At 41.2% G+C, this 22,679-nt stretch carries 18 protein-coding genes; 1 reads left to right on the plus strand and 17 read right to left on the minus strand.

The window, feature by feature from the left end; genetic code table 11:
* Positions 1–8: 8 nt before the first annotated feature.
* The 10 genes from EXU85_RS08620 to EXU85_RS08665 form a co-directional block, all read right to left on the minus strand.
* Positions 9–1,376 (minus strand): hypothetical protein, encoded by a 1,368-nt coding sequence (locus EXU85_RS08620; RefSeq protein WP_246859470.1) that lies wholly within the window; start codon positions 1,374–1,376, stop codon positions 9–11.
* Positions 1,373–2,626, minus strand: a complete 1,254-nt coding sequence (locus tag EXU85_RS08625; RefSeq protein WP_142771699.1) for a glycosyltransferase family 4 protein — start codon at positions 2,624–2,626, stop codon at positions 1,373–1,375. Before EXU85_RS08625 ends, EXU85_RS08620 begins: the two co-directional genes overlap by 4 nt.
* Positions 2,627–2,643: 17 nt before the next feature.
* Entirely contained in the window at positions 2,644–3,237 is a 594-nt protein-coding gene (locus EXU85_RS08630) for an acyltransferase (protein ID WP_142771700.1), read from the minus strand.
* Between the two features lies 1 nt (position 3,238).
* Entirely contained in the window at positions 3,239–4,360 is a 1,122-nt protein-coding gene (locus EXU85_RS08635) for a glycosyltransferase family 4 protein (protein WP_142771701.1), read from the minus strand.
* A 233-nt stretch (positions 4,361–4,593) separates the two neighbouring features.
* Complete coding sequence (locus EXU85_RS08640) at positions 4,594–5,673, minus strand: polysaccharide pyruvyl transferase family protein (protein WP_142771702.1); 1,080 nt, start codon at positions 5,671–5,673, stop codon at positions 4,594–4,596.
* Positions 5,674–5,834: 161 nt separating this feature from the next.
* A complete protein-coding gene (locus EXU85_RS08645) occupies positions 5,835–6,902 on the minus strand; it encodes a polysaccharide pyruvyl transferase family protein (protein WP_142771703.1) in 1,068 nt (355 codons plus the stop codon).
* 23 nt (positions 6,903–6,925) lie between these two features.
* On the minus strand, positions 6,926–8,215 hold the full coding sequence (locus EXU85_RS08650; RefSeq protein ID WP_142771704.1) for a lipopolysaccharide biosynthesis protein: 1,290 nt from the start codon (positions 8,213–8,215) through the stop codon (positions 6,926–6,928).
* Positions 8,216–8,913: 698 nt separating this feature from the next.
* Positions 8,914–11,250, minus strand: coding sequence for a tyrosine-protein kinase (locus EXU85_RS08655; protein ID WP_142771705.1), 2,337 nt, complete (start codon positions 11,248–11,250; stop codon positions 8,914–8,916).
* Between the two features lie 79 nt (positions 11,251–11,329).
* Positions 11,330–12,166 (minus strand): polysaccharide biosynthesis/export family protein, encoded by an 837-nt coding sequence (locus EXU85_RS08660; RefSeq protein WP_142771706.1) that lies wholly within the window; start codon positions 12,164–12,166, stop codon positions 11,330–11,332.
* A gap of 192 nt (positions 12,167–12,358) precedes the next feature.
* Positions 12,359–13,147 carry a sugar transferase gene (locus EXU85_RS08665; RefSeq protein WP_142771707.1) on the minus strand — a complete coding sequence of 263 codons (789 nt, stop codon included), beginning with the start codon at positions 13,145–13,147 and terminating at the stop codon, positions 12,359–12,361.
* 899 nt (positions 13,148–14,046) lie between these two features.
* Between EXU85_RS08665 and EXU85_RS08670 the strand changes: the two genes are divergently transcribed.
* A complete protein-coding gene (locus EXU85_RS08670) occupies positions 14,047–14,385 on the plus strand; it encodes a LytTR family DNA-binding domain-containing protein (protein WP_142771708.1) in 339 nt (112 codons plus the stop codon).
* A gap of 7 nt (positions 14,386–14,392) precedes the next feature.
* Here the strand turns inward: EXU85_RS08670 and EXU85_RS08675 are convergent, their stop codons facing one another.
* The 7 genes from EXU85_RS08675 to EXU85_RS08710 form a co-directional block, all read right to left on the minus strand.
* Entirely contained in the window at positions 14,393–14,899 is a 507-nt protein-coding gene (locus tag EXU85_RS08675) for a UpxY family transcription antiterminator (RefSeq protein ID WP_142771709.1), read from the minus strand.
* A 426-nt stretch (positions 14,900–15,325) separates the two neighbouring features.
* Entirely contained in the window at positions 15,326–16,615 is a 1,290-nt protein-coding gene (locus tag EXU85_RS08680; RefSeq protein ID WP_142771710.1) for a DUF5690 family protein, read from the minus strand.
* Between the two features lie 200 nt (positions 16,616–16,815).
* Positions 16,816–17,040, minus strand: a complete 225-nt coding sequence (locus EXU85_RS08690) for a type II toxin-antitoxin system HicB family antitoxin (protein WP_142771711.1) — start codon at positions 17,038–17,040, stop codon at positions 16,816–16,818.
* Between the two features lie 35 nt (positions 17,041–17,075).
* Positions 17,076–19,811: a phosphoesterase gene (locus EXU85_RS08695; protein ID WP_142771712.1), complete on the minus strand. Its 2,736-nt coding sequence runs from the start codon at positions 19,809–19,811 to the stop codon at positions 17,076–17,078.
* A gap of 39 nt (positions 19,812–19,850) precedes the next feature.
* On the minus strand, positions 19,851–20,402 hold the full coding sequence (locus EXU85_RS08700) for a phosphonate degradation HD-domain oxygenase (protein WP_142771713.1): 552 nt from the start codon (positions 20,400–20,402) through the stop codon (positions 19,851–19,853).
* A gap of 138 nt (positions 20,403–20,540) precedes the next feature.
* Complete coding sequence (locus EXU85_RS08705; protein WP_246859471.1) at positions 20,541–21,464, minus strand: metallophosphoesterase; 924 nt, start codon at positions 21,462–21,464, stop codon at positions 20,541–20,543.
* Positions 21,465–21,495: 31 nt separating this feature from the next.
* Entirely contained in the window at positions 21,496–22,578 is a 1,083-nt protein-coding gene (locus tag EXU85_RS08710; RefSeq protein WP_142771714.1) for an alkaline phosphatase family protein, read from the minus strand.
* Between the last annotated feature and the right edge of the window lie 101 nt (positions 22,579–22,679).

Below are 22,679 nucleotides of genomic sequence, written 5' to 3' on the forward strand. Positions count from 1 at the left end.
ATTTTAATTTATTGGTGAGCCTTTCCAGTATTATTTAATGAAGCTATCATTAAACCACTGGTTAATGTGCAAAACCCTAAAGCGGTTGGTTGGGCCCAGCCACCTTGCATAAGCAAAAGTATACCATAGCTTAGCAACAACCATGGCAACATATATCCTCTTTTTAAATTACTGTAACATGCTAATGCTATTTTTAGCGCTAGTCTAACACGTAATATTATTAGAGCAATACCTAATATAGGACCAAGCTCCCCAACGATCCTAAGCCATTCAGTTTCAGCAATTAAAAAGAGCAGTTCACCTCTCAAGAGTTGAGAGCCAACATTTGTGCCCATTCCGATTCCATAGCCTAATAAAGGCCATTTTGAAGAACTTGAAAATGCACTAATTAACCCTCCCAAAAAACGATCTATTAAAACTCCCTCAACTAAACCTCCTTCAGTTTCATTTGCTGAAGTGAATCGTTGTGTAAATGCCTCAACAGAAGTTTGGAAAAAACTCAGTTGGCTAAGGGCTATTACTGCGAGTAATAAAATAGCTCCAATTAGCACAAAGCGACCTAAGAACTTTGGTTTTCTAGAAACGGCAATTAAAGTGAATAATAATGATAGAATTACCTGAAAGAATAATGTCCGGCTAATTGATAAAGGTATTGAAGCCAAGATACCAATGGTAGCGCCAATAAGTAATAGTTTATTGACTTTTTCATTTGCTATCCAAAAATAAAAAACGAAACAAGCCGCAAAATTAAAAAATAGCCCGGTTCCATTTGTAAATGAAAAAGTGGCTGGTGGTCTGAAATAACCCATTGCTCCAGAGAAACCGGCCCCTGACATGTCTCCCCCTACTCCTCTATTTACCCAGGCAGATTGTGGGCTATAAAATTGTATGGCAATCAGTATAGTCATGGGAATGGTAATCCACAATGTAACGATTCCAAGTTTAACAATATCAGCGCGGTTAAAGCAACTACCAATAACAAAAATTAAAGGAAATTGCAAAAGTAAAATACGTGCGCCATATAAGGCTACTAATAAATTACCATGACCAACTACTACAGCTGTGAATATGCTTAGTATCCCAATTAATACTACAGAGGTCATATATGGGTTTGCGCGTAATTTTTGGTGTGACCAGGCTGTAATGATAAGCCAAAGGGCAATGGGATCGCGAATTACTAATAACGGTGTTGCTAAACCAGGTAAGAACCATTTACGTAGAGCTCCCTCGAAGATTAATAAAAGGAAATAAACCCATACTCCTTTTTTTATAAATTGGAGAGTTTTATCCGGTTTGGCTAATTTAATAGAATCCCCATGTTTTTTTTTTGAATCCGATGATTCCTGTTTGCTGGGAGCTAATTCTATCGGATTCATTTTTTAGCCTGTTTAATTTTAAGGATGTCCATAGCTAACTCATGCCCATAGACAGGCCACGGCCTCTGCTTGGCTGCAAGTAAAGCTGCCTGGCCGCACTCAGGAATCAACATTGGATTGTCTATCAATTTTCCTATAGCTTGTACTAGACTTTCTGTTGATCCCGCTTCAACTAACCAGCCATTATGACCATGTTGAATGAGATCAGCTCCCGCCGTACGTTCTGTCGTAATAACTGGAGTTCCCTGAGCCATAGCTTCAGTGATCACCAGCCCAAACCCTTCGAAAAGCGATGGGAAGATCAATACATCATGTTGTCGCATAAGTTCCAGAACTTTGTCATGCGGTAATGTCGATATCCACTTATACTTGATTAATTCTTTATCAAGGGCCACACAGTCATTAGTTGATTTTCTGCCAACTATCGTTAATTCAATATTCTTTCCTAAATAATCAGCTGCGGCAAATAAATTAGCAATGCCTTTTCGTTGGGAGAGCCCTCCCACAAATAAAAGTTTAAGGGGGCGCTTGCCTAAAAGCTTATCATATTCTCTATGGTTTATTACAGGAGGAAAACCATAAGGAATTACACTAATTGGTCCTAGTCTACCAGGGTAGTCTTTTAATGTAGACGCTGTAAACTGGCTTGCTACAAAAATATGATCAGCTAAACGAAGCTCTTCATCTTTGCGAGCTAACTTTTCGTCAGAATCTTTAAAACCAGTTAAAGTAGAACTCCACTCTGGCCAACGCTCACGTTCAACTTCAAGAAGCCGCCTAGCTGTTCGCCAATAGCCAATAGGCAGATCATATAAGTTTAATAAGCCTAACTTGTTTGCTTGTTGAAAAGAATGAAGCGCTCCATCTTCATAAGCATAAATAGCATCTATTCCTTTTTGTTTCCCTTCTCGTAATTTAGAAGCAACATAGTTATCACAACTTTTGTATACAGCATCGACCGAAAAAGCCCCGGTTTCATGACGCAATAAACTAGTAACGTTCATCTTTCGGGCGGCATGCCTACCAAGTTCGCGCCAAGGCCACAACCGTGTGTAGGGTTCTAATGATAAATTAAACTTACGGCGATTAAATTCTGCTAAAGGCTTGAATCTACTAAGATTATCTAAATAATTTCCTTGAAATAAGGCTATTGATGTAAAGAACTCTGCTAACATATTAGCATCTAAAAGCCCACTGCAAGCAGCCTTAACAAATTCATTTCCAGTAGGATGTGATAATATCACTTTCATTTGATAACTAATAGTTATTAGCCTACAAGCCAGGCTCGGTTGGCTGCCAGAAATTCACACGGATTATAATCAAATTCTGTGCATCGGTTTTTTTTTGTTGGACGCGCAGGGTTGCCGACAACAATACTGTAGGGTTCAATGGATTTACTTACAACTGACCGTGCACCAACAACAGCTCCCCTGCCAATATGAACACCAGGTAGTATCATTGCTCCCGTTCCAATCCATGCATAATCATCAATAGTAATCTTACCCTTAAGGTGCCTCCATTTTGGATCTGATATATCGTGAGACGCTGTTAATATTTCGACTCCATCATTTATACAAACATATTTGCCAATTTGTACTTGATCATGTAAAGCAATGTAGACCCGTCCTAACAAAGATGACTGATCAATTGATAAAAGATTTTTTGGACCTTCGATTAATACATTTCCTAATTCAGCTCTTTCATCAATGAAGGCACCTTTCTGTTCAAATAAAAATCGACGACAGTTTCTAATTAAGAGATCATCGATTGAAAGAAGCCTTTTAGCCCAAGCCCGATAAAAGTTAGTACTAGTAATTGGAAATTTGGCCCTATGCCGCCATAAATAGCTAAAACTTGCCATATTACAAGTTACTTAATAAATTCTTTAAAAATTGATTTGCAACAATATTCAAATTAGTGTAATTAGAGGCTGGTAATTTAGTAGATACAATTTTTTCAAGGGTTCCGGGACCATATTCAAAAATACCTTCTGGGCGATTTAGAGAAGGTACATTACGAGGATACCATGTACGAGAAATACAAATAATTGGTAACCCGTGTTCTGACATAGCTGCAGCTGAACCACTCTTCCCAATAAGATCAATAGGAGTAGTTGCAATCCCAATAGAAGCGGATGCTAAAACTTTTGAAATAACAGATGTGGGCTGCTCACCTAGCTCTTCAACTTTTAATTGTAAATTCTGTAATATAGAAACCCAATGCTGTTTCTCATCTCCATTATGGCCTAAAAATATAAATTTTGTAGATATATTATGCTTATCACTGTATGAGAGAATATCTTGTGCTAAGTTTAAGATAGGTGCACCTGGATGAATACTACCAAAAATGACAAATGATAAATCACTTTTTGAAGTAAATTCAATAAAAGAACGAGTAAGTTTTAAAGAAGGAATATTGCTAAATAATGGCAAATAGTCTGCCTTGATACCCAGTTTAGCTAGCTGAGCTTTATAAAGCAAAGTTTGTGTATGTATACGTTGGGGGTTTATTTTTTTTATCAAGCTATAAATTAATCGGCTCTGAATCCATCCCATAGCAATGGGAATTATTGGAGCGCCTTTATCCATTCCGATCCAAAGCTCATGAAACATTATGTGCAATTTACGACCTTTGCGCAAAGATTTTAATTTGCTGCTTAATCCAAAAGGTAACCCTTTCCTTTGAAACCCATATGTAACATATTGCAAGCTTATCCATTCTGGGTTTTGATTTTCGATAAAGGATGATGCATACGTAATTTTATCTTCCCAAGAAACACTGGTGGATAAGCGCAATGTATTTATTGTTTCATCATTATCTTGCTGCAAACTATTCTCAATACGTTCAATTAAATAACGATCGTGCAAAGCAATAATAGAAGCATCATGTCCTAATCTAATAAGTTCTCCTGATAAACGACGCGTGTAATCTCCAACGCCATCTTTACCAAATTCTAATGAGGAACATAAAAATACTATTTTCACTATTTTTATTACAAGATTATATTAATATAACACGTGGATAAAGCTATTTACTGGATTTGAAATCATATAATTAAATTAGCATTGCTTTAATCGTTACACATTATTAAATGATTATTATTAAAGACAGGATACTATTTAACTAACAAGGAGCTTCATATGATTTTAATTACTGCCTTCTAAAATTATCTAAAAATTAATTAGAAAGTAGTAGTTGAGAATTAATAGTAATGATGCTACGGTAAACGGCTGATGCAACTATTTATTTGATCAAAACAACTTTTCTCCCACTGGTTTATTTTAACCTTGTCTACGTACAAAGAATTTTTAATAGTATCTATGCCAGCCGCTAAATCATCTGTGGTAAGAAATTGGTCGCGTTTAAATCCCAATTCGTTTAACATAAGTTCATTTTTTGTCGCATAAGCAATTGGGGTAATTTTTATACCTAATTTTATTGCAAATATAGTAGAGTGATAACGAGTAGTCAGAGCCCATTCTGCATTTGCCATTTTATACAACATTTTATACGGGTCTGGCGAATAACTATTATGTTTAACTGATAGACCTTTTAATAGAAGTTTGCCATATTCTTCATCATCTGATGTAAACGGAATAGTTTCGACAGAAAAGCCTTCATCTAATGCTTTTTCGGTAATTTTCCTTAAAACGCTTCTGTATGAATTATTCATTACTTGGAAATTTTCATACAAGTTCGACCTTTCCTCTTTATATTTTTCAATAGGCTCTAATACTCCATTCGTGACTTTACCATACAACGGAACTATATTTATTAATAACTTTTTAGACTTATTTAAAGAATTACGAATACCTTCACAATAATCGTCTTTAAATGAAAACGCTATATCTGGATGGGAAACAATATCATTTCTTCCCGTTAGAGCCATCATTTTATCTGCTTGAGCTTTACTTCTACAGCTTATAAAAGCAACATTTTTTAAAAGCTCCATTAATTCTTGCGGATAAAATGGTTCATTGAAGTCAACTCCAAGTATTCCTATATTTCCATAATTCCCTTTATATTGATTTGCTATTTTCTCTAATGAATATATATAACCTATAGCGCCACCTCCTATAATAGCGGATTTAGTTTTAGTCCATTTTTCTAGATTATATATAGTCTGTAAGTTTGATTTTAAGCCTCTTTTTAATAATATATCACGTACAGAATAGCCTAAAGCCATATCTCCAAGATTACCTCCGTGATAGCCTCCAATAACACTTATATCAGTTGTACTTATAAGTTGTTTGATCCATCTTAACCGATGTTCAATTTGAGCTTTTGAAAAGTTCATTCTTTTAATTACGAGAAGGTATTTATCTACATTTGAAACAACCTCAATTCGGCAATAAAACTATATTTTTAAAGAACCATTGTTGCTTTGAATTAATACAAATTAACAAGAATATACTAGAATGAAGTAAGATTGACAGCTTAGCTTATGATATGCCGCCTTTATGCCATTTTATTTTTAAAGCCAGCCATTTCATCTAATTGCCTAGATTTCATACTCAAAATTTTATTTTCAATAGTTTTCCAGTCAAGAAGTTGACGATTATGAAATGCATCTTTAAATAAAGATACAGAAGCTTCTGAGGGGCTTATTCCACAATCTTTAAGATCTATACTCAAAAGAAAATCTTCATGTTTAGCTGTATAATTAATAGACATAAATGGGCATTTTGTAAGGGCAGCCATTACATTAAAGTGTAATCTTTCGCCAATTGCAAAACTGCTGGATAGGAAATGTTGAACCGCTTCTGAATATTTGTTAGGTATTTCAAGTATTATAATTTCAGGAAAATCTGATGTAAGCTCAAGCCCCAGATCCAGATCAATCGAATGGAAAGGTAAAAACTGAATAGTATATCCCTCACTAATCATGTGTTTAATAAAGCTTTTTAAAGCTTTTCTACTAATAATTAGATCTTTATAATTTGCATGAGTTCCAAGGTTAATCAATATGCTTTTTCCATTAGCTCCTTTTTGCGCCCAATCATATTTTTCAAACAATTGAAAAGCTGCATCTCCAATTATGTTTGCTTTTACATTTATTGAGGTAATATTCTTAACCGAAAGAGGCCCTCTTACACCTCCAAAAAAGGGACCGCTAAATATCTCATTCCAAAATGAGTTAAAGTATTCTTTTTTGTGGACCCCTGTACCATGCACGTACAAGGGCTTCCCTTCTTTTATTATACTAGTAAAATAATCTCCTTTTAAAAATATAGGGCCTATTAAAGTTCCTCCGCCAATTACAACTCCCGAAATTTTTGATTTATAAAGGGTTGAGTATAATTTAAGAAGTAGTGGCATTCTGCTCTTTACAGGTAACAGTATGTTAGGGTAAAAAAGCTTTTTGGTCGCTTCGTAAACTAATTCATCACCAAAATTTTCATCGCCTAAAAAGCCATAATATGCTAAAATTTTATGTTTTGTAAATATAATTTTCGATAAACTTGGAAAATGGCCTAATGTATACGCTTCTTTGTAAACGTTTTTTAACTTTTTAATGCTATTCATGTAATGTGGTATTTTTCAGTAATTTAGTTGAAATTATTTTTCTTTAATTCTAAAGCAAGATATATCAATCTTACAAAGTAAATAGTTCCAGTTGTGAAAATTCCATAATATATTACACTTACCACCTCATTTAAAGGCATAATAAGAGCAACTGCTATTTGGACAATTACTGCTACAGTAATAAATATGTATGGATTCATTATTATACCTCTTACTGAAAGTAACTGATTTGTACTGGTGCTAATTAGGCCAAGGCAACCACTAAATATAATTAACACAACCTCTTTGTTTAAGCCATTAAAGTTACTTCCTAAAAGGAAAATAATTTGATTTGAAAATATATATGCTATAAAAACAATAATTACGCTTATTGCCAATAATATTAATTGCAATCCTATAAAGCTTCTCTTTACCATTGAACTGCTTTTAGGAAGCCTTGCAAATTTTGGGATAAAGACTGTATTAAATACAGTAGTAAAGAAAGTAAACAGTATAGAGAGTCGGCTAAGGCCGCCTATTTGAGCAAGTGAATTTGTTGATCCGAAAATTGATATAACCCAGATAGTAATTTGGCTAGAGAAACAGTAATATACGGATGTAGGGAGTATTCGTTTAACAGTTAAAAATATTTTTCCTTCAACTTCTTTGCTTGGAAGTAAATTAATGTTTACTGATGTTTTTAAATCTTTACGTAGGTAGTAGTTTGACCATATTTGAGTTAGACCAGCTATGAAAATTGCAATCCAACTCCATGGCAAAATAATTATAAAGGGAACCAGAAAAATTAACCTGGCTGCATTCGATAGGAGCTGTATTTTTTGAAGAAAAGCAAATTTTTGATCTAATTTATAAGCAACTTGAAAAATTGAAGTTGTTAGTGCTGAATTTAAAGCTGGAATTAATGTAAGAATAATTAAAATTGATTCATACCATCTACTTTCATGAAGGTTTAATAAGACTATTAAAACCGGGAGAGTAAAAAACAGGCTAATTACTGCAAATTTTTTCCTTAAATATATTCCTGTTGATAAAACAGTTCCTAATTTCTCTTTATCCTGCCAGACTTGGCCGCCAAGCGACATAACCCCTGTACTAATGCCTCCATCTGCAAGCACAGTCATTGTTCCTAACATTGTATTTGCCAGTGTGTACAATGCATATTCATGTGCTGGTAATAGACGTATCAGTAGAATGCCACTTATAAACCCAATTATCTGAATAATTCCTTGTGTAAATCCTACACTTGCAAGTATTTTAGATATACTCCATAATTTTTCATAATTAAATCTTTTCCTCAGATATTTACTATTCATTATTTAATTTAAGCTCAACTTTTTTGAAATTAATTAACTTCATTATTGATACTATTATTTTTAAAATTTTAAGGAGTATAACTTAATATATTATCTATTTCTTATGGCTTCGCCCTGTCAGTCCCATTAAGGACTTATTATTTGCATATTAAATATATTATCTTGACTTTATGAAAACAATATTATAGGTAATATGTCTTTATTTTAACATATTAGTCCTTAAAATATCCACTTTAATTAAATAGAAGGAGTAAGTTTATATGAAACAGTTTTTATTTGTTATACTCCTAATTTCTAAGGCATTTTAATGAGGGGTATAAACTGGGTTGCTGATTTAACCTATATTTATTTGAGTAAAATAATGATAAATTTTATTCAGCATAAGTTCAATGGTATTGATTAGATGCCAAATGCTATTGAAAATTAAGCGTTTTCCGCGTTTATTAACTGAGCATTTTGCTGTTTGATTTATCAATGATAGACTTATTTCGTTTACAGTATAGTATATTCAGGAGATGATATATTGTTTATTTATGAGCAATTCAAATCTGCTTCGTATTATAAGCATCCAGTTGCAAGTTTCCATTACGTAGTGAGTTGTGGTTTAATTATTTTTTGCCTTTCAGAGTTCATAGAATGTCTACTATATGTTAGTCACTGGAGCAGTATATATGCAGAGCATTTCGGCCCAAGATTAGTTATACGTAATAACCTTTTCCTTTACTATATCCGTACCCATATCCATAACCATATCCATAGCCATACCCGTATTCGTTACTATTTTTATAATTTACTCCATTAAAAATTATATTTAATGATTTAAACTTTTTGCTGTCCTTTAATTCAGCTAATAACCGCATGTATGTTTTTGGGGTGTATTCATGCCTTACTAAATAAAAAGCTGCATCAACATAAGGCCCGAGAAGAGTAGCGTCAGCGACTAAGCCAACTGGTGGAGTATCTAGTACTATATAATCGAATTGTTTACGTAGCTCAATCAGCAATATTTCAAGGCGTCCATTTGATAATAACTCGGATGGATTTGGCGGTATCGGACCACTAGAAATCATAAATAAATTGGGGTTAGGCGCTGTTACCTTAACCAACTCGTCGATTGAAGACTGCCCAATCAGATAATTTGTAATGCCTTTATCTTTAGCAACGCCAAGGTAAGTAGCTATTTTAGGTTTACGTAAGTCTAATTCTAAAACAACCACCTTTTTATCCAACATAGCAAGGCTTAAGGCTAAATTAATACTTACGAAACTTTTGCCTTCACCACTGATAGACGATGTAATAAGTATGGCTTTCCCTGCATTTGGTGTGGGAGTGCCAACCGTATATTGCAAATTAGCTCTAAGAATTTTAAACTGCTCTGATATTACACTATTGGTGGCAGAGTCAATTATATTATCCTTCATTTCTTTAGGTTTTTTCATGATTTCCCCAAATATGGACAAACCAGTTTCAACCTCTATTTCTTTTCGGGATTGGATAGTATCATTTAATATACCCTGAAGTGCAACTATACCTATTGGAATTAGTAAACCAGCAAGGAGTGCTACTAAATAGATATTGGTCTTGTTTGGTTTGATTGGGAAACTTTCCCCGTAGGGGGCATCCACCATGCGGCTATCTGTTACTGTAGACGCATAAGAAATGGCTGTTTCTTCCTTTTTTTGTAATAGCAATAAGTACAAGCTCTCTTTTATCCCCTGTTGACGTTTTATATTAATGAATTCTCTTTCTTTCCTGGGAATAGTTTTAACTGTAGATTCCAAACTGTTAATTTGACCTCGCAGGCTTGTACGAGAAACTAATAAATTATTTTTTTGGTTGGTAATATTTTCTTTAATTGAACTTTTTGTGCTTGCAATTTGAGCGTTTATCGTTTGTAGAAATGGACTATTAGGTTGGGTTGATCGCTCATATTTTGCTTGTTCTGCTTCCAGATCGTTTAATTTAGTAAGCAGATTTATTAAGATAGGGTCATTTACCATAAGTGTGGCAGGAGCAACGCCTGTTTGGCTGCTTTTAAGGTAATTTTCTACTCCTTCCAGTACTTTAAGCTGAATATCCAGATCATTTAGTTTTGCGTCATTTTCGCTAACTTTCCCCAAATACAGCGTTGCTTGCTGACTTAAATCACTAATTCCTTGATTGGTTTTATAAGCTTCAACGTCGCGTTCTACCGTACCTAATTCGTTTGTAATTAACCCTAATCGTTCATCAATAAATCGAATGGTATTCGACGCTTCGCGATTTTTATCTGTTAGCGTAGAATAATTATATGCTACCAGTAAGCTATTCAGAATAGCTTTCCCTTTTTTAGGGACAGCATCTTCCAGTGTTAGCTTCAGTACCGTACTTTTAGGATTTACTAATTGGATCTGTAATCCTGATTTGTAATGTTCAGCTATATTTTCTCTATTATAGATAAGTACCTTGACAAGGGCATTGTCTTTACGGTATAGCGAGTCATTTAAAAACACACGGAAGCTTCCATAATCGCTTTTAGCCATCTGGCCAAAATTAAATTTTCCTTTTGCCCCACCTTCTTCATCTTCCAATTCATATTGATTATGATTTAGGACTTTAATAAAGAGGCCTTTATTAGCCAGTGTGTTCAGTTGAACAGGTTGTAGACGAATTGGAGAAGCATTGTAGATTTCCTTATCGCTTCGTCCCTGACTTTGTTGGAAATAAGCAACTGTTAAGTTTAAGTCATCGACTACGCGCAACATTAAACTACGAGATTTTAGAACTTCAATTTCGTTTTCAACTACTTTATCTGTAGAAGAGGGCTCTAATTCTTTCAAAATCTCATTTGAAATAGAATTCTGATTTTTTATCAACAGGGTAGCACTAACCTGGTAGATAGGGGTAGCATAGCGTAAGTATATATAAGCCAGCGATAAACAAATAGCTATGGAAAGCAGAAACCAATACCAATAGCGTAGGTATTTTATAAATACTGTACGGAGATTAAATGGAGCTTCTTTTTCTCCAAATAATTCAGAACTCGAATCGGTCATTTGATAGTAGATCGGCTATTAAAAGAAAGCGCTTTATATTCTGTCAAGTTATTATAAATAACTGACAAGGCATAATTTATTACTTTCTAATAAAATTTAAAATAACTAGTAGAGTAGAAGTAACGCCTAGGAAAAGTGGCGCAAGCTGTAGGGTTCGATCAGTTGCAGTAATGCGCCCTGGTCTCGGCTCTACATAAATTATATCGTCGTGTCGAATAAAATAATAGGGCGAATTTAGGATGTCACGTTTCGTCAAATCAATTTTTACGATTTCCCGTTTCTCGTTTGTTGTACGAATAAGCATCACATTATCCCTACGTCCATAGGTGGTTAAATCACCTACTGCGCTTATTATTTGTGGTAATGTTGTGTGGTCATTTAAAAGATTATATACACCTGGTCTTACTACTTCGCCTAGTACGCTGTAACGACGATTTAAATTCCTTATATTAACCGTAACTTCTTTAAGATATTTACCAAGCTTTTCTTGGATCTGTTGTTCAGCTTCTTCATTTGTTAAACTACCCAACTTTATTTTACCTATCAAAGGTAAATTCGTGTAGCCATCCGCATCTATCAAATAGCCTAATGGTTGTGAATTATTTCCTCCAGCTACTGCTGATGGAAATCGACTCATTGTAACAGTGTTGATGTTGGCAAAATTAAAGAGTTCATTTGATTCTGAACTCAAACTGCTTACAACAATTGCCAAGATATCATCAGGCTGAATTCGCGAAATGGGAGGAGTAATTGAAGCTAATGTTGCCAGCCGAGCCGTATCGAGAGTTCCATCACCTTGGAAATAAGTAATAGACTTTGTAGATGTACAGGAATAAAATGAGGAAACAGATAGTAGGAAAGCAATCAGGAGATAACTGTGCTTATTCCGAGGTAAGTTTGTTAAAAAGATCGTCATACAATGAGCCCTGTGACACAGACAAAATTTCCGCTGAACAAAGTTAGCATTTGTTCAGTTCTGTACAACAGGAAGTATACATGAATTAAGTAGTTGGTTTTAGTTTCCTAGTAGAATTTAGTTGATAAGGGGCTTTGGTATTCTGTTAGAAAGATTTGTACTCTGATTTTAGAGACGAAATAACAATTTATTTTACCAGGCGTTGGCATCCCCTTTGAACATCAACTTTACTGTTCGGAAACAAATTTTCATATCCAATAGGAATGTTTGGCGGGGAATATATAAATGATCGTAGCGAACTCGGTGTTCCATTTGATGTTTTGCGCCCGTTGCTCCACGTGAACCACGGACTTGGGCTAGGCCCGTAATTCCAGGACGAACCCAGTAGCGCTCTCTATAGGCAGGTGATGACCAATGTTGTACATCATGTTGTACCGCATGGGGGCGAGGGCCAACCAAGCTCATATCACCTAATAGGACATTAATGAACTGGGGCATTTCATCGAGATTGGTTCTACGGAGAAAACGGCCCAGGGCTGTAACCCGGTTATCATTCCGGGCAGTTTGGCGAAATGCTCCCTGCTGTGTAGAGATGTGCACCATTGTTCGAAATTTGAAGCATTGAAAGGCTTTACCTCGTCGGCCCGAACGGGCCTGAATAAAAAAGACAGATCCTGGTGATTCGAGCACAATTAGGAGCCCAATGAGGGGTATAAGCCAGGATAGCACAAATACAAGAACAAGCGTGGCAACGACAACATCGAAAATCCGCTTTCCAATACGTGTATACAAGGTGCTTTGAGGCAATGAAACAACCTGTTGATCAGGCGTCCATTGAAGGAAAATATTCGATACTGGTTGTTTGTCCCGATGAACCGTTTTCTCGGGTATTGTAAATTCAATAGGAGCGTAACCTACTGTGAAATCTGTTGAAACAAAGTCCGATTCATTACGCTGAAATAAGTTGGAAAGTTGATTCATAGAGGTATGGGGATAATGTTAATGATTGAACAGCTTATAGTATGGAGGTGAAAAGAATCTGTTTTCTGGTTTTAACTGGTTGCCAATTTAGTGTTAACCTTAACCGGTAACTAGTGCTATTATCTTCTGTTAATGCAATAATAGCTATGTTTACCGAAGGGTCGGACATTATACTATTTGTATTTATTAAACGGCGAAGCGGGCAATTAGGCCTATAATTTGCCCGTATTTAGTACATAATCAGGCAAAATGACGACAACTAACTTATATTGGAAAGTTTATATATTTATATTGATTTAAGATAAATTCAACTGATTATAATTTAGTATTTGTTAATTATACCTGTAAATTATCGTCAATATATTTATTGATGAATACTAATAATTTAACTTAATTATACTTTAAGATTATAAAAAGTAGATACTTTGTGCTGGTTTTGGGCTAATAAAATCGCTTTTCCTTGCCGTACTACTTAAGTAGTTCTAACCAAATAGGCCATCCTGTTTTTATACAATGTAACGATTCGCTACGGTCAGGTTCAACATGACATTGATCCCAAGAAGTTTCTTTAGTTAATCGGTGATCGTAATTATTGCTCCAACTACCTACGTATAGGTGAGCATGTCCTGTCAAGCCGAACTTTAAAGGGATGGCCTTACTTCATCCGTATTCATATAGGTTAAAACACAAAAGATAGGTGTTAAGGTCGCAAAGGCAGTTTACCTACTTTTTGCGCTCCTTGCGCCTATCCTTTGCGCCTTTGCGTTAAAACCACTTTGTACCGTTTAAAAGAAAAAGTTGCCTTTTAATTTTCCATTTCTCACTTTTGGATTATTGGGCTCTTTTTTATAATCTTACTGAGATAAAGGCTCTCGATTCCACATAAAACACGACACCCTATGAAACGACTCCCCGGAAAGCGCGGTGAGCATCATTACGATCCGCACCAGGTCCTGTACCTGATTGGTAATATCAATTATTGTTATCTATACATGGTGAACGGCGAGGTAATCTTATCCTGTCGCACCTTAAAATGGTTCGCCGATCAGTGGCCCTGTTTCTTACGGGTGCACAAAAAGGCACTGATTAACCAGGCTTACATTACTTTCTGCAAACCCGCTGGCAACTCCACCGATACAAACTATGTTGTCATGGCTGATCAGACCCAGTTTGAGATTGCCCGTCGGCGCGTTCCGGCTGTTCTTCCGGTACTCTCGGAGCTTCGCTTGGTGAGTTGATAGGGGGTCACAGCTCCCGTTTCGTCCGGCCTACTTTCTCCACTTTGTTCTTATTCAGATCGACGGATACGTAGACTTGTAGTGATTCAAGTTTGACGACGATGGTTTTACCCTGGGTCGACATGACTTCACCTTCCTGATCCATAAAGGCACCGGAGGTAATTTTAAGTCGGTCGGCGGTTTTAAAATCGAGGAGTTCCAGGGCGTCGTGATCAAAGTCATTCAGCATGTCCTTGATCAGGTCAATCTCTTTTTGCTTTACGATGGCTGGTTTCTGTAGCCAGTGAAGATACCCGACTACCCCCGGCACACCGTATACGGCCTGCCGTTCGTTCTCTTCCAGATTCACGAAGCAATAGGAGCGGAACAACGGTTCTTCTACCATTTTGACCCGGTCAGACCATTGTCGTTTGATTTTTCTAAGTGGGCAATAGACGTCAACGCCCCGCTTGCGGAGTTCATTAGCGGCCAGCTTTTCAGATCGGGATTTCGTATAAATAACAAACCAAGGCATAGGTACTTGATAATTAATGAGTATAGAGGAGGTTGTTCGATAACGTCAATTCTAACGAATACGTTTACCCGAATCGTGTTTTAAAGGACGCAGATTCGGTAGTGGAATGCGAGATGTAGGTTGATTTATGGCGAATATCTGTTAATAAAGAGTTACTGGACATGGGGAGTTTGCCGCAACGTAGAGGTGGGAGGGGAGGAGGCTATGTCGTACCCGTTCTCGCTTGGCTTCGCCGAGTGAGCGCTATTGGTTCAAGGGCCTCCGGCCCATTTTTGCGATACACCTCCGGCCAGAGGCCGTTAAAAAATAGCGCTCACTCGGCGAAGCCAAGCGAGAACGGGCAGGTCGCAGTTTGCCGTAGCGTATAGGTGGGAGGGGAGGAGGCCATGTCGTACCCACGGGCTTTAGCCTGTGTTTTAATTCAACCTATATACGGGCTGAAGCCCGTGGGTACAACATGACCTCCTCCCGAAACCGCTTTCGGAAATACACAAACGAGCCAATTACCAGCAGCACATACAGCCCAGCCATGATATAGGCCCCGTAGATGAAGAACTCGCGGTAGCTGATGTTGGCGTGTCCGAAGTTCTTGTACAAGAGTACGGATACACTCCCGAGGTAGCCATACCAATCGGCCAGGGTGACGATGAACCCAACCGTACTGACGTAGCGGAACGAGGCAATTAATCGCTCGAAATAGAGGCCGTTGCAGGGGACATACGCCATATACAGCCCTAAGCCCGTTAGCAAAAACCAGTTGCCCGGCGATAGGATACCGGTCGAGTAGGCATAGGTGCTTAGGCCAACCAGGGCTCCACCCGCTAGCATCAGCCCGTTGAGTAACGCAAACGCCCGGAAATTGTCGGTTACCCGCTGAAGCAGCGCCATCACGATCAGGATTCCAACGGCCACCATCGTTTCGGTCTTGGCGAAGATGCCAGGATTCTCCACACCGGCATCTTTCAGGATTTCGGGGCCGAAGTTGTCCCGGAAGTCGCGGAAGGCGGAAAGGAGTACGTAGGAGAGGATCAGCAGGATCAGGCCGGGCCGGAAGTTCCGGACAAAGGCTTGCCGTTCGGCTCCGTCCATCGGTTTTCGTTCGGTGCGGAGGGCGCGGTCTTCGGCGGTAGGCGGGGGAAGTAGGGTCATCGCGTAGATCGATACCAGCATCGGCAACACAAACAAGCTCCCCGTGACGAAGGGTAACCAGAATTCGGTGACGCCCCAGTCGCTTTTAATCGTGAGTGCCACCGTTTTCACAAAACCCGACGCAAAAATGAACGATGCGGTCAGTCCGGCTACGAGGGCATCGGTTTGACGTCGACCTTCCAGAAAACCGAGCATCGTTCCGTAGACCAGCCCAAGGGGTAGCCCATTCAGAAACAGGAAAACGATATTATAGGGAGCCGGAACCAGCGCGAAGGCCAATAAGGCCAATAAGGCAACCCCCACAAAAAAGAGAATATTGATCGCTCTTCGGCCCGGCGACATCTCCGAAACGACCTTCACGCCAATGCCTTTCGATACGGCATAACCGAATACCTGCGCCGTAACGAGCCAGATTTTATAACTGATTCCCACAAAGAACATGCCTTCGAAGGTAACGGCCGTAATGCCCCGGCGAAAGGCGTACATGCAGGCGTAGGTACAAAAGGCGGCTGTGGCACCGAAAATAACAAAGGTCGTTGGGTTTCGCAGGAAAGCGGGAGAGCGCATAGCGTTTATATTACAGTTCGCCGATGGCTTCGAGCACTTCTTTCACGATTTTCGGGTGAAGGCTCTTTCCGGCGTGATAAGGCAGAACAACTCGTGTATCGTCTTTCTGATAAATTCAGTGGCTACCTTTCGTGCGTATCCACAAAAAGTCGTGCTTCAGCAAAAGTCGCTCAGCTTCTTTCGCGTCTAAAACGGGTAATTTAGGCAATGGCGATTTCGAGCGATGAGGTGATTACTTCGTGCGACAGGCGTTCGATTATTTCTTCGGGCGTTAGTGTTTCCAGATACAATTCGATTGCTTCCTGAATGTTCGTTCGAGCCTCTTCAAACGTGTCTCCCTGCGACTGACAGCCCGCCAACTGTGGACAAAAGACGTAATAACCCTGTTCGTCTTTCTCGTAAATAACGTTGACTGTATACTTCATTTAGGGATTTCTTTTTCTGGCAATATAACAAAATTTTACTTCTCTTGCTGCTGCCGATAATGTTCTGCGCGCTGGTCGGCCCGGTCGTCCATTTCGGGTCCTTTCTCGATTTTCCGCCAGTCGAACAACTTCTTGTAGGGCTTCATGGCTGCCTGCGGATCAAATACACGTGCGTCGGGCAATACGGCATTGTAGGGCCGGAAATCGGGTTTATCGGTGAAGAAATCCTGCAACAGCGAGGCCGTCTGATCGTACTGATTCACATACGGAACACCCAGGATATTGTAAATCACTTTCAGAATAGAACCGAAATTGGCATGCGTATGCGATACATAACCCCGCTTCACATAGGGCCCGGCCATCATCAGAATGGAACGGTGCGCATCGATGTGGTCAACACCCCCTTGCGGATCATCTTCGGTAATGATGACGAGCATGTTTTTCCAGTATTTCGTACGCGACAGAAAATGCAATACCCGACCAACGGCCAGGTCGTTATCGGCCATATAGGAATGTAAAAACGGATAGCCGAAATCGGGACGAGGTCCGGCACCGTGGTCATTCGGAATCTGCATCGTTACAAACTGCGGCAGTTTCTCCTTCCCCTTAATCCATTTGGCCGTAAACTCCCGCTCAAATTGTTCCATGCGGTATTGATCGGGCACGTTGGTGTTATAGCCCGCAAAATCCCGCGATGTGTGTGGGTACACGGCTTTCGGCATTGGAAACACGACGGATTGAGCCGCCCCAAACTGCGTGGTCGTCCACTCTTCTACGTTTCCGGCAAATTCGTTGACCTGACCGAAATTATACAGCGAAATCCTGTTGCGCTCGAAGGCTTCCCAAAGGCCGCCGATTTCATTGTAATCTTCGGGATCTATAGCGCCCGACGCTTTAGGAAACCGCCGACCGGGTGCTTTCGAATCCGGATCGAACCGACCCGCCGAAGCCGCATTGGCTTCAACCCACTCATTCGGAATGGTGCCTAGCATCCAGTGGTGACCGTGAATGCTGGCGTCCGAATCGCAGTAAAAGTTGTCGGAGAAGGCGAACTGCCGGGCTACCCGCACATGGTTCGGCATAATATCGGCGGCAGTAATGCGCACGGTATCCCCCGAACGGTCTGTAGTCCGACCGCTCGTTCCGCGGCTGGTCGAGACGCGGCTTTTAATCGTAACACCTACCCCAAAGCGAGCCAGTGTCGAATCGCCTTTGCCGGTGCTTACCTGACCCAATACCTCGTCGTAGGTGCGGTTTTCTTTGGTGATGTACACAACATGCTTTATGGGCGATTGCCTCGTTTTGGGCAATACCGGCAACGGATTTTTTCCATTGTCGGTGAGTGCGATGGCCTGGTAGGTGTTCGCCAGAACCTGTTTCGTATAGGTGGCCAACTGGGCCGCATTGGGTACGGCGACGGACTGAAACGTAGCTAATTGAATATCACCGATGTAGGTTCCCTGGGGTGGCTTTACGAAGGAGGCTCCTCCATTTGGTCCGGCTCCATACCCTCGTGCAGACGTTATAAACAACGTTTTCTGGTCGGGTGATAAGGCAACGCGCGTTGGTCCCCAGCCCGTTGGAATCAGGCCCCGAACGTTTCGCGTCGCTACGTCGACAACCGCCACGGCGTTGAAGGCCAGCAGAGCAACGTATAGCGTCTTTTCATCGGCAGTCAACGCTAGCCCAAAGGGCATCAGTCCCCGGTAGCGGTCAAGTTTAGGGTCGACTTTCAGCGATATTGTGCCTGCCAGTTTTCGGTTTCGGTAATCGATGAGCGAAATATTGTCGTTCGTCGCATTGGAGACAAAGGCATAGTTACGTCCAGCCACAACCGAGTTTGGCGATGCCCCGCCCACAACTTCCGCTTCTTCGATCATCTCGCCAATCTGAACGCCCGTTTTAAACCGCTTAAGGATTTTGTTCGTTGTCAAGTCGACCATCCAGACACTCATGGCTTCATCGGCCAGGGGACTACCTAGTCCGGGAATCCGTCGTCCTTCCACTTCCACACCTTCTGCCGATTCTTTGGTATGGGCTGCATAAGGTGGAAACTTCAGCGCCATAGTGTCTTTATTGGTTTTGGTCACGCCCGGCACTTTCGGATACGCATACAAGCCCACATTAGCCACAAAGGCCAGCTTTTTATTGGGGCTGATCGATAAGCCAAACGGTTGCCGACCGGTCGGAATAGAGGCTGTAATGCGTTTGGTAGCGACATCAATACGAACCATCCGGAAATTAGCCCGATCGAGAACCAACAGTTCGTTTCCATTCAGAAGTAGATCGGAGGTAAAGCTGTCGGTGTAGCCGTTGCCGTCGAGACTGATGCTATCGATGGTTTTGAGTTGGTCGGTGTCGAAAATCAACACCCGCCCTTTGTCGCCATTGCTCAGATAAGCGGTCCGGTTATCGGGCGCGAAGGCCACACCCAAAAAGGAGCCGTCTTTTAAAACAGCAGGGATTTTACCCGCATAATCGGGAACGCGTGTTGCCGTCAACTCCGCCAGGTTCAGTACGGTAAGTACACCATCGTGCAACGATACCGCCCGTTGTCCATTGGGCGAGAGTGCCAGCCCGAAGGGATCATTGGTGATTCGGATGGTTTGGCCCGCTGGCGTTACATAACGACCACTTGGCAAGACCGATTTTCCGGTAGGATTAATAGTACAATAGTCTGCCCGGCCCGGAACCTGTAAGGTCGTGTACGTTCGCTGGGCGAGCGTTTGCTGGACAAAGAAAAGAAGAGAAAACCAGCACAGGTGCTTCATAACTGGACGTAAAAGCCGAAGACAGGGTTGAACCGCAAGTTAGGAGTCGACTCCATCCAGTAGTCTGTTCGCTATTGTCAGATAATAGGCCATATCGGGCGTAGGAAAGCCGGGTATTTTAGCCTGTTCATCCCAACCGCGTACCTGCAGGATTTCACGAAAATAGGGATTCGTTTCAAACGCCAGCGCTTCGCCTGCTTTCATAGGCCCACCCTGAAATTCCAGCGTTTTTAAACTTGCTTCCGATAATCGGGCAAAATACGCCGGGTTCTTGTAGACCAGATACCGTTTGGCATTGACGTGATGCTCAATCAGTTGACCTATTTTTTCGGAAAAACCCATTTCGCGTAGATAGTCGGCCCCAAGTTTCTCGTGATCGACCGTGCCGTAGCCATCCATATAGCCACCGGCTAATTCGGGCGGTAGCAAATGGCCAATGTCGTGCAGGAAAGCCGCGACAACGGTTTCAGCATCAGCCCCTGCTTTTTCGGCCAGGTGGGCACATTGAAGGGCGTGTTCAAGTTGGGTTACGGGTTCACCGTAGTAAGCGTCCTGGCCGCTTTCGGCGAAGAGATTAATAATGGTTTGCATTGTCGTTTCTTGGGATCGTCCGGAAGGACATGTTTATTCTTTTTGACAGGATTTACAGGATGAACAGGATTTTTATGTCTAAAATTACTCCTGTTCATCCTGTAATCCTGTCAAAGAAAAACCTGTCTTACATCCGGACTACGTGTAGTGTAAATAAGTTCGTTCTACGGTTCCGTCGTCGTACAAGTCAATGAGCGCATAGCCCGCTTTGGTTTGCTGGTAGACCTCACTTTTCCACCAGTTACCACTAACGGCTCCATTGCAAAAGTAGGTAACCCCATTGTAGTCGACCCGGTCGAGCAGGTGCATATGGCCGCTCAGAGCCGTTTTTATGTTCGGATATTGATAAAACAATTTCAGCAATTCTGGCGTGTTCGACAAAACTAAACCCGCCGGAATCGTCCAGGTTCCATCCTTGATATTCGTCTCGCTAAAGAAACCGGTAGGGCTGAAAATGGGGATGTGCGACAGAATCAGGATTGGTGTCTTTGTGCCCGTTTTGGCCAGATCCTGTTTCAGCCAGTCCAACTGTTCAGCATCAATGTTGCCCGTATACCACTTGCCATCGGGCTTGGGTTGCACACTGTCCAGAACAATAAAATGCCAGCCATTTCGATCAAACGACCGATACCGACCGCTGATTTTCATTTGATCGATTGCCCATTTTTTGCCGTAGAGCGGTTCCGATTTAGCCGCGTCGACACCCCAGATATCGTGGTTGCCGATGCAGTATTCAATAGGCAAAGAATTGTTCGCTTTCACGACTGTGTTCCAGGCATCCCATTGTTTCTGCACATCGGCCCGATCTTTGGCCAGCGCATCCATGATCACATCGCCCCCGTGCAGAATGAATGCTGGTTTGTCGGCATGGTTTTGTGCATGCTGGAAACACCTGGCTACCGATTCCATGGGTTTACTGTCGGGTGTAATATGCGTATCGCCGAGGTAGGCAAAACGAACAGCGCGTTTGCGGGCCGTGGGTGCCGATGTGATCAGACCATCGGCAGCAGACGCCAACGGCAGCAGCGTTGCTGATTTAAGAAGGGTTCTACGGTTCATCATAGCAGATTAAGTCGGTTCGGGTACAAATCTATCACCGATTTGCCCCCGAAATAGGGTCAATGGGTTTACCAACCGGATGATCTGTTTTAAAATCAAACCCCAGCAACTGAGCCAGGGTAGCGGCTATCTGATTCTGAAAGAGGACAGGGCCGTTTTTCTGCTCACCCGTCGCCGAAATTCCTGGTCCCATAGCCGCCATCCAGATCTGATACGAGTCGGCCGTTTTGGTGCCGTGATCTTTCCAGCGGGCTTTGGGCGTATGGCCCCGGCCATGATCGGTCGTAATGACAATGGCCGTTTTTCCGGCATACTGCGGCATTTTCTGAATCACTTGCCACAAATTGGCCAGGTACCCATCAATCGACTGAAGCATCCGGAGGTGATCCAGATAGCGTCCGGCATGGGCCAGATCATCCGTTTCATCGAACGACAAAAACAGTACCCGTGGCTGGTTTTGCTTAACGTATTGCCGGGCCGCAAAATACGTCAGGAAATCAGCCCGAACGCCATCGCCGTTTTCTCGTGGGTACAAGGCTGTAATATCACTCAACAACGAGTCGGTAGCGGTGCGCGGCTTACTGGGCTCGTTAGCCGAACTGGCGTAGATTCCGGTTTTGGTTTCATTGACGGCAGCTTCAATCACGTCCCAGGACGAAAATACGGCCACTTTTCCGCCAAAACCAGGTTGCTTGTTCAAAAACTCCAGCACCGTGACGTTTGGGTTGTCGATTTTATCGTTCGACTTGATCCGGTCATCGGCGTACCCGCTCAGGATTTCGTTATAACCGGGATAACTGAACCAGTGGGGGTTGGATACGTTCATGCGGCTGCCCAGTTGCCGATTACCATAGAGCTGACCCTGTTGTCCAATGGTATTCCAGATAAAGGGCGTAAGTCGCTTCCGCCGTTCGACAGGGCTAGCCACCCAGAATTGTTTATGGGCACTGGCCGTATCGCGACTGAATACCGGATCAAACAAAAGGGTTGAATCGGCCCCGTTGAAAATCTCCTGCCAGCGCACGCCATCCAGTGTTACCAGAATGATGTTCTGAGCCGGTTGAGCCCGTGCGAAGGAGCCGATCAAAAAAACAATGAGATAAGCGAAAAGGCGCATAGGTAGTAGATAAGGTGTTTAAACTTTCATTTTCTAGCTAGAATTAGCGCGTTTTTTGTCATTCCGACGCAGGAGGAATCTCAAGCTTGATGAATATGGAA

Source organism: Spirosoma sp. KCTC 42546, from assembly GCF_006965485.1.
Classification (GTDB): Bacteria; Bacteroidota; Bacteroidia; order Cytophagales; family Spirosomataceae; genus Spirosoma.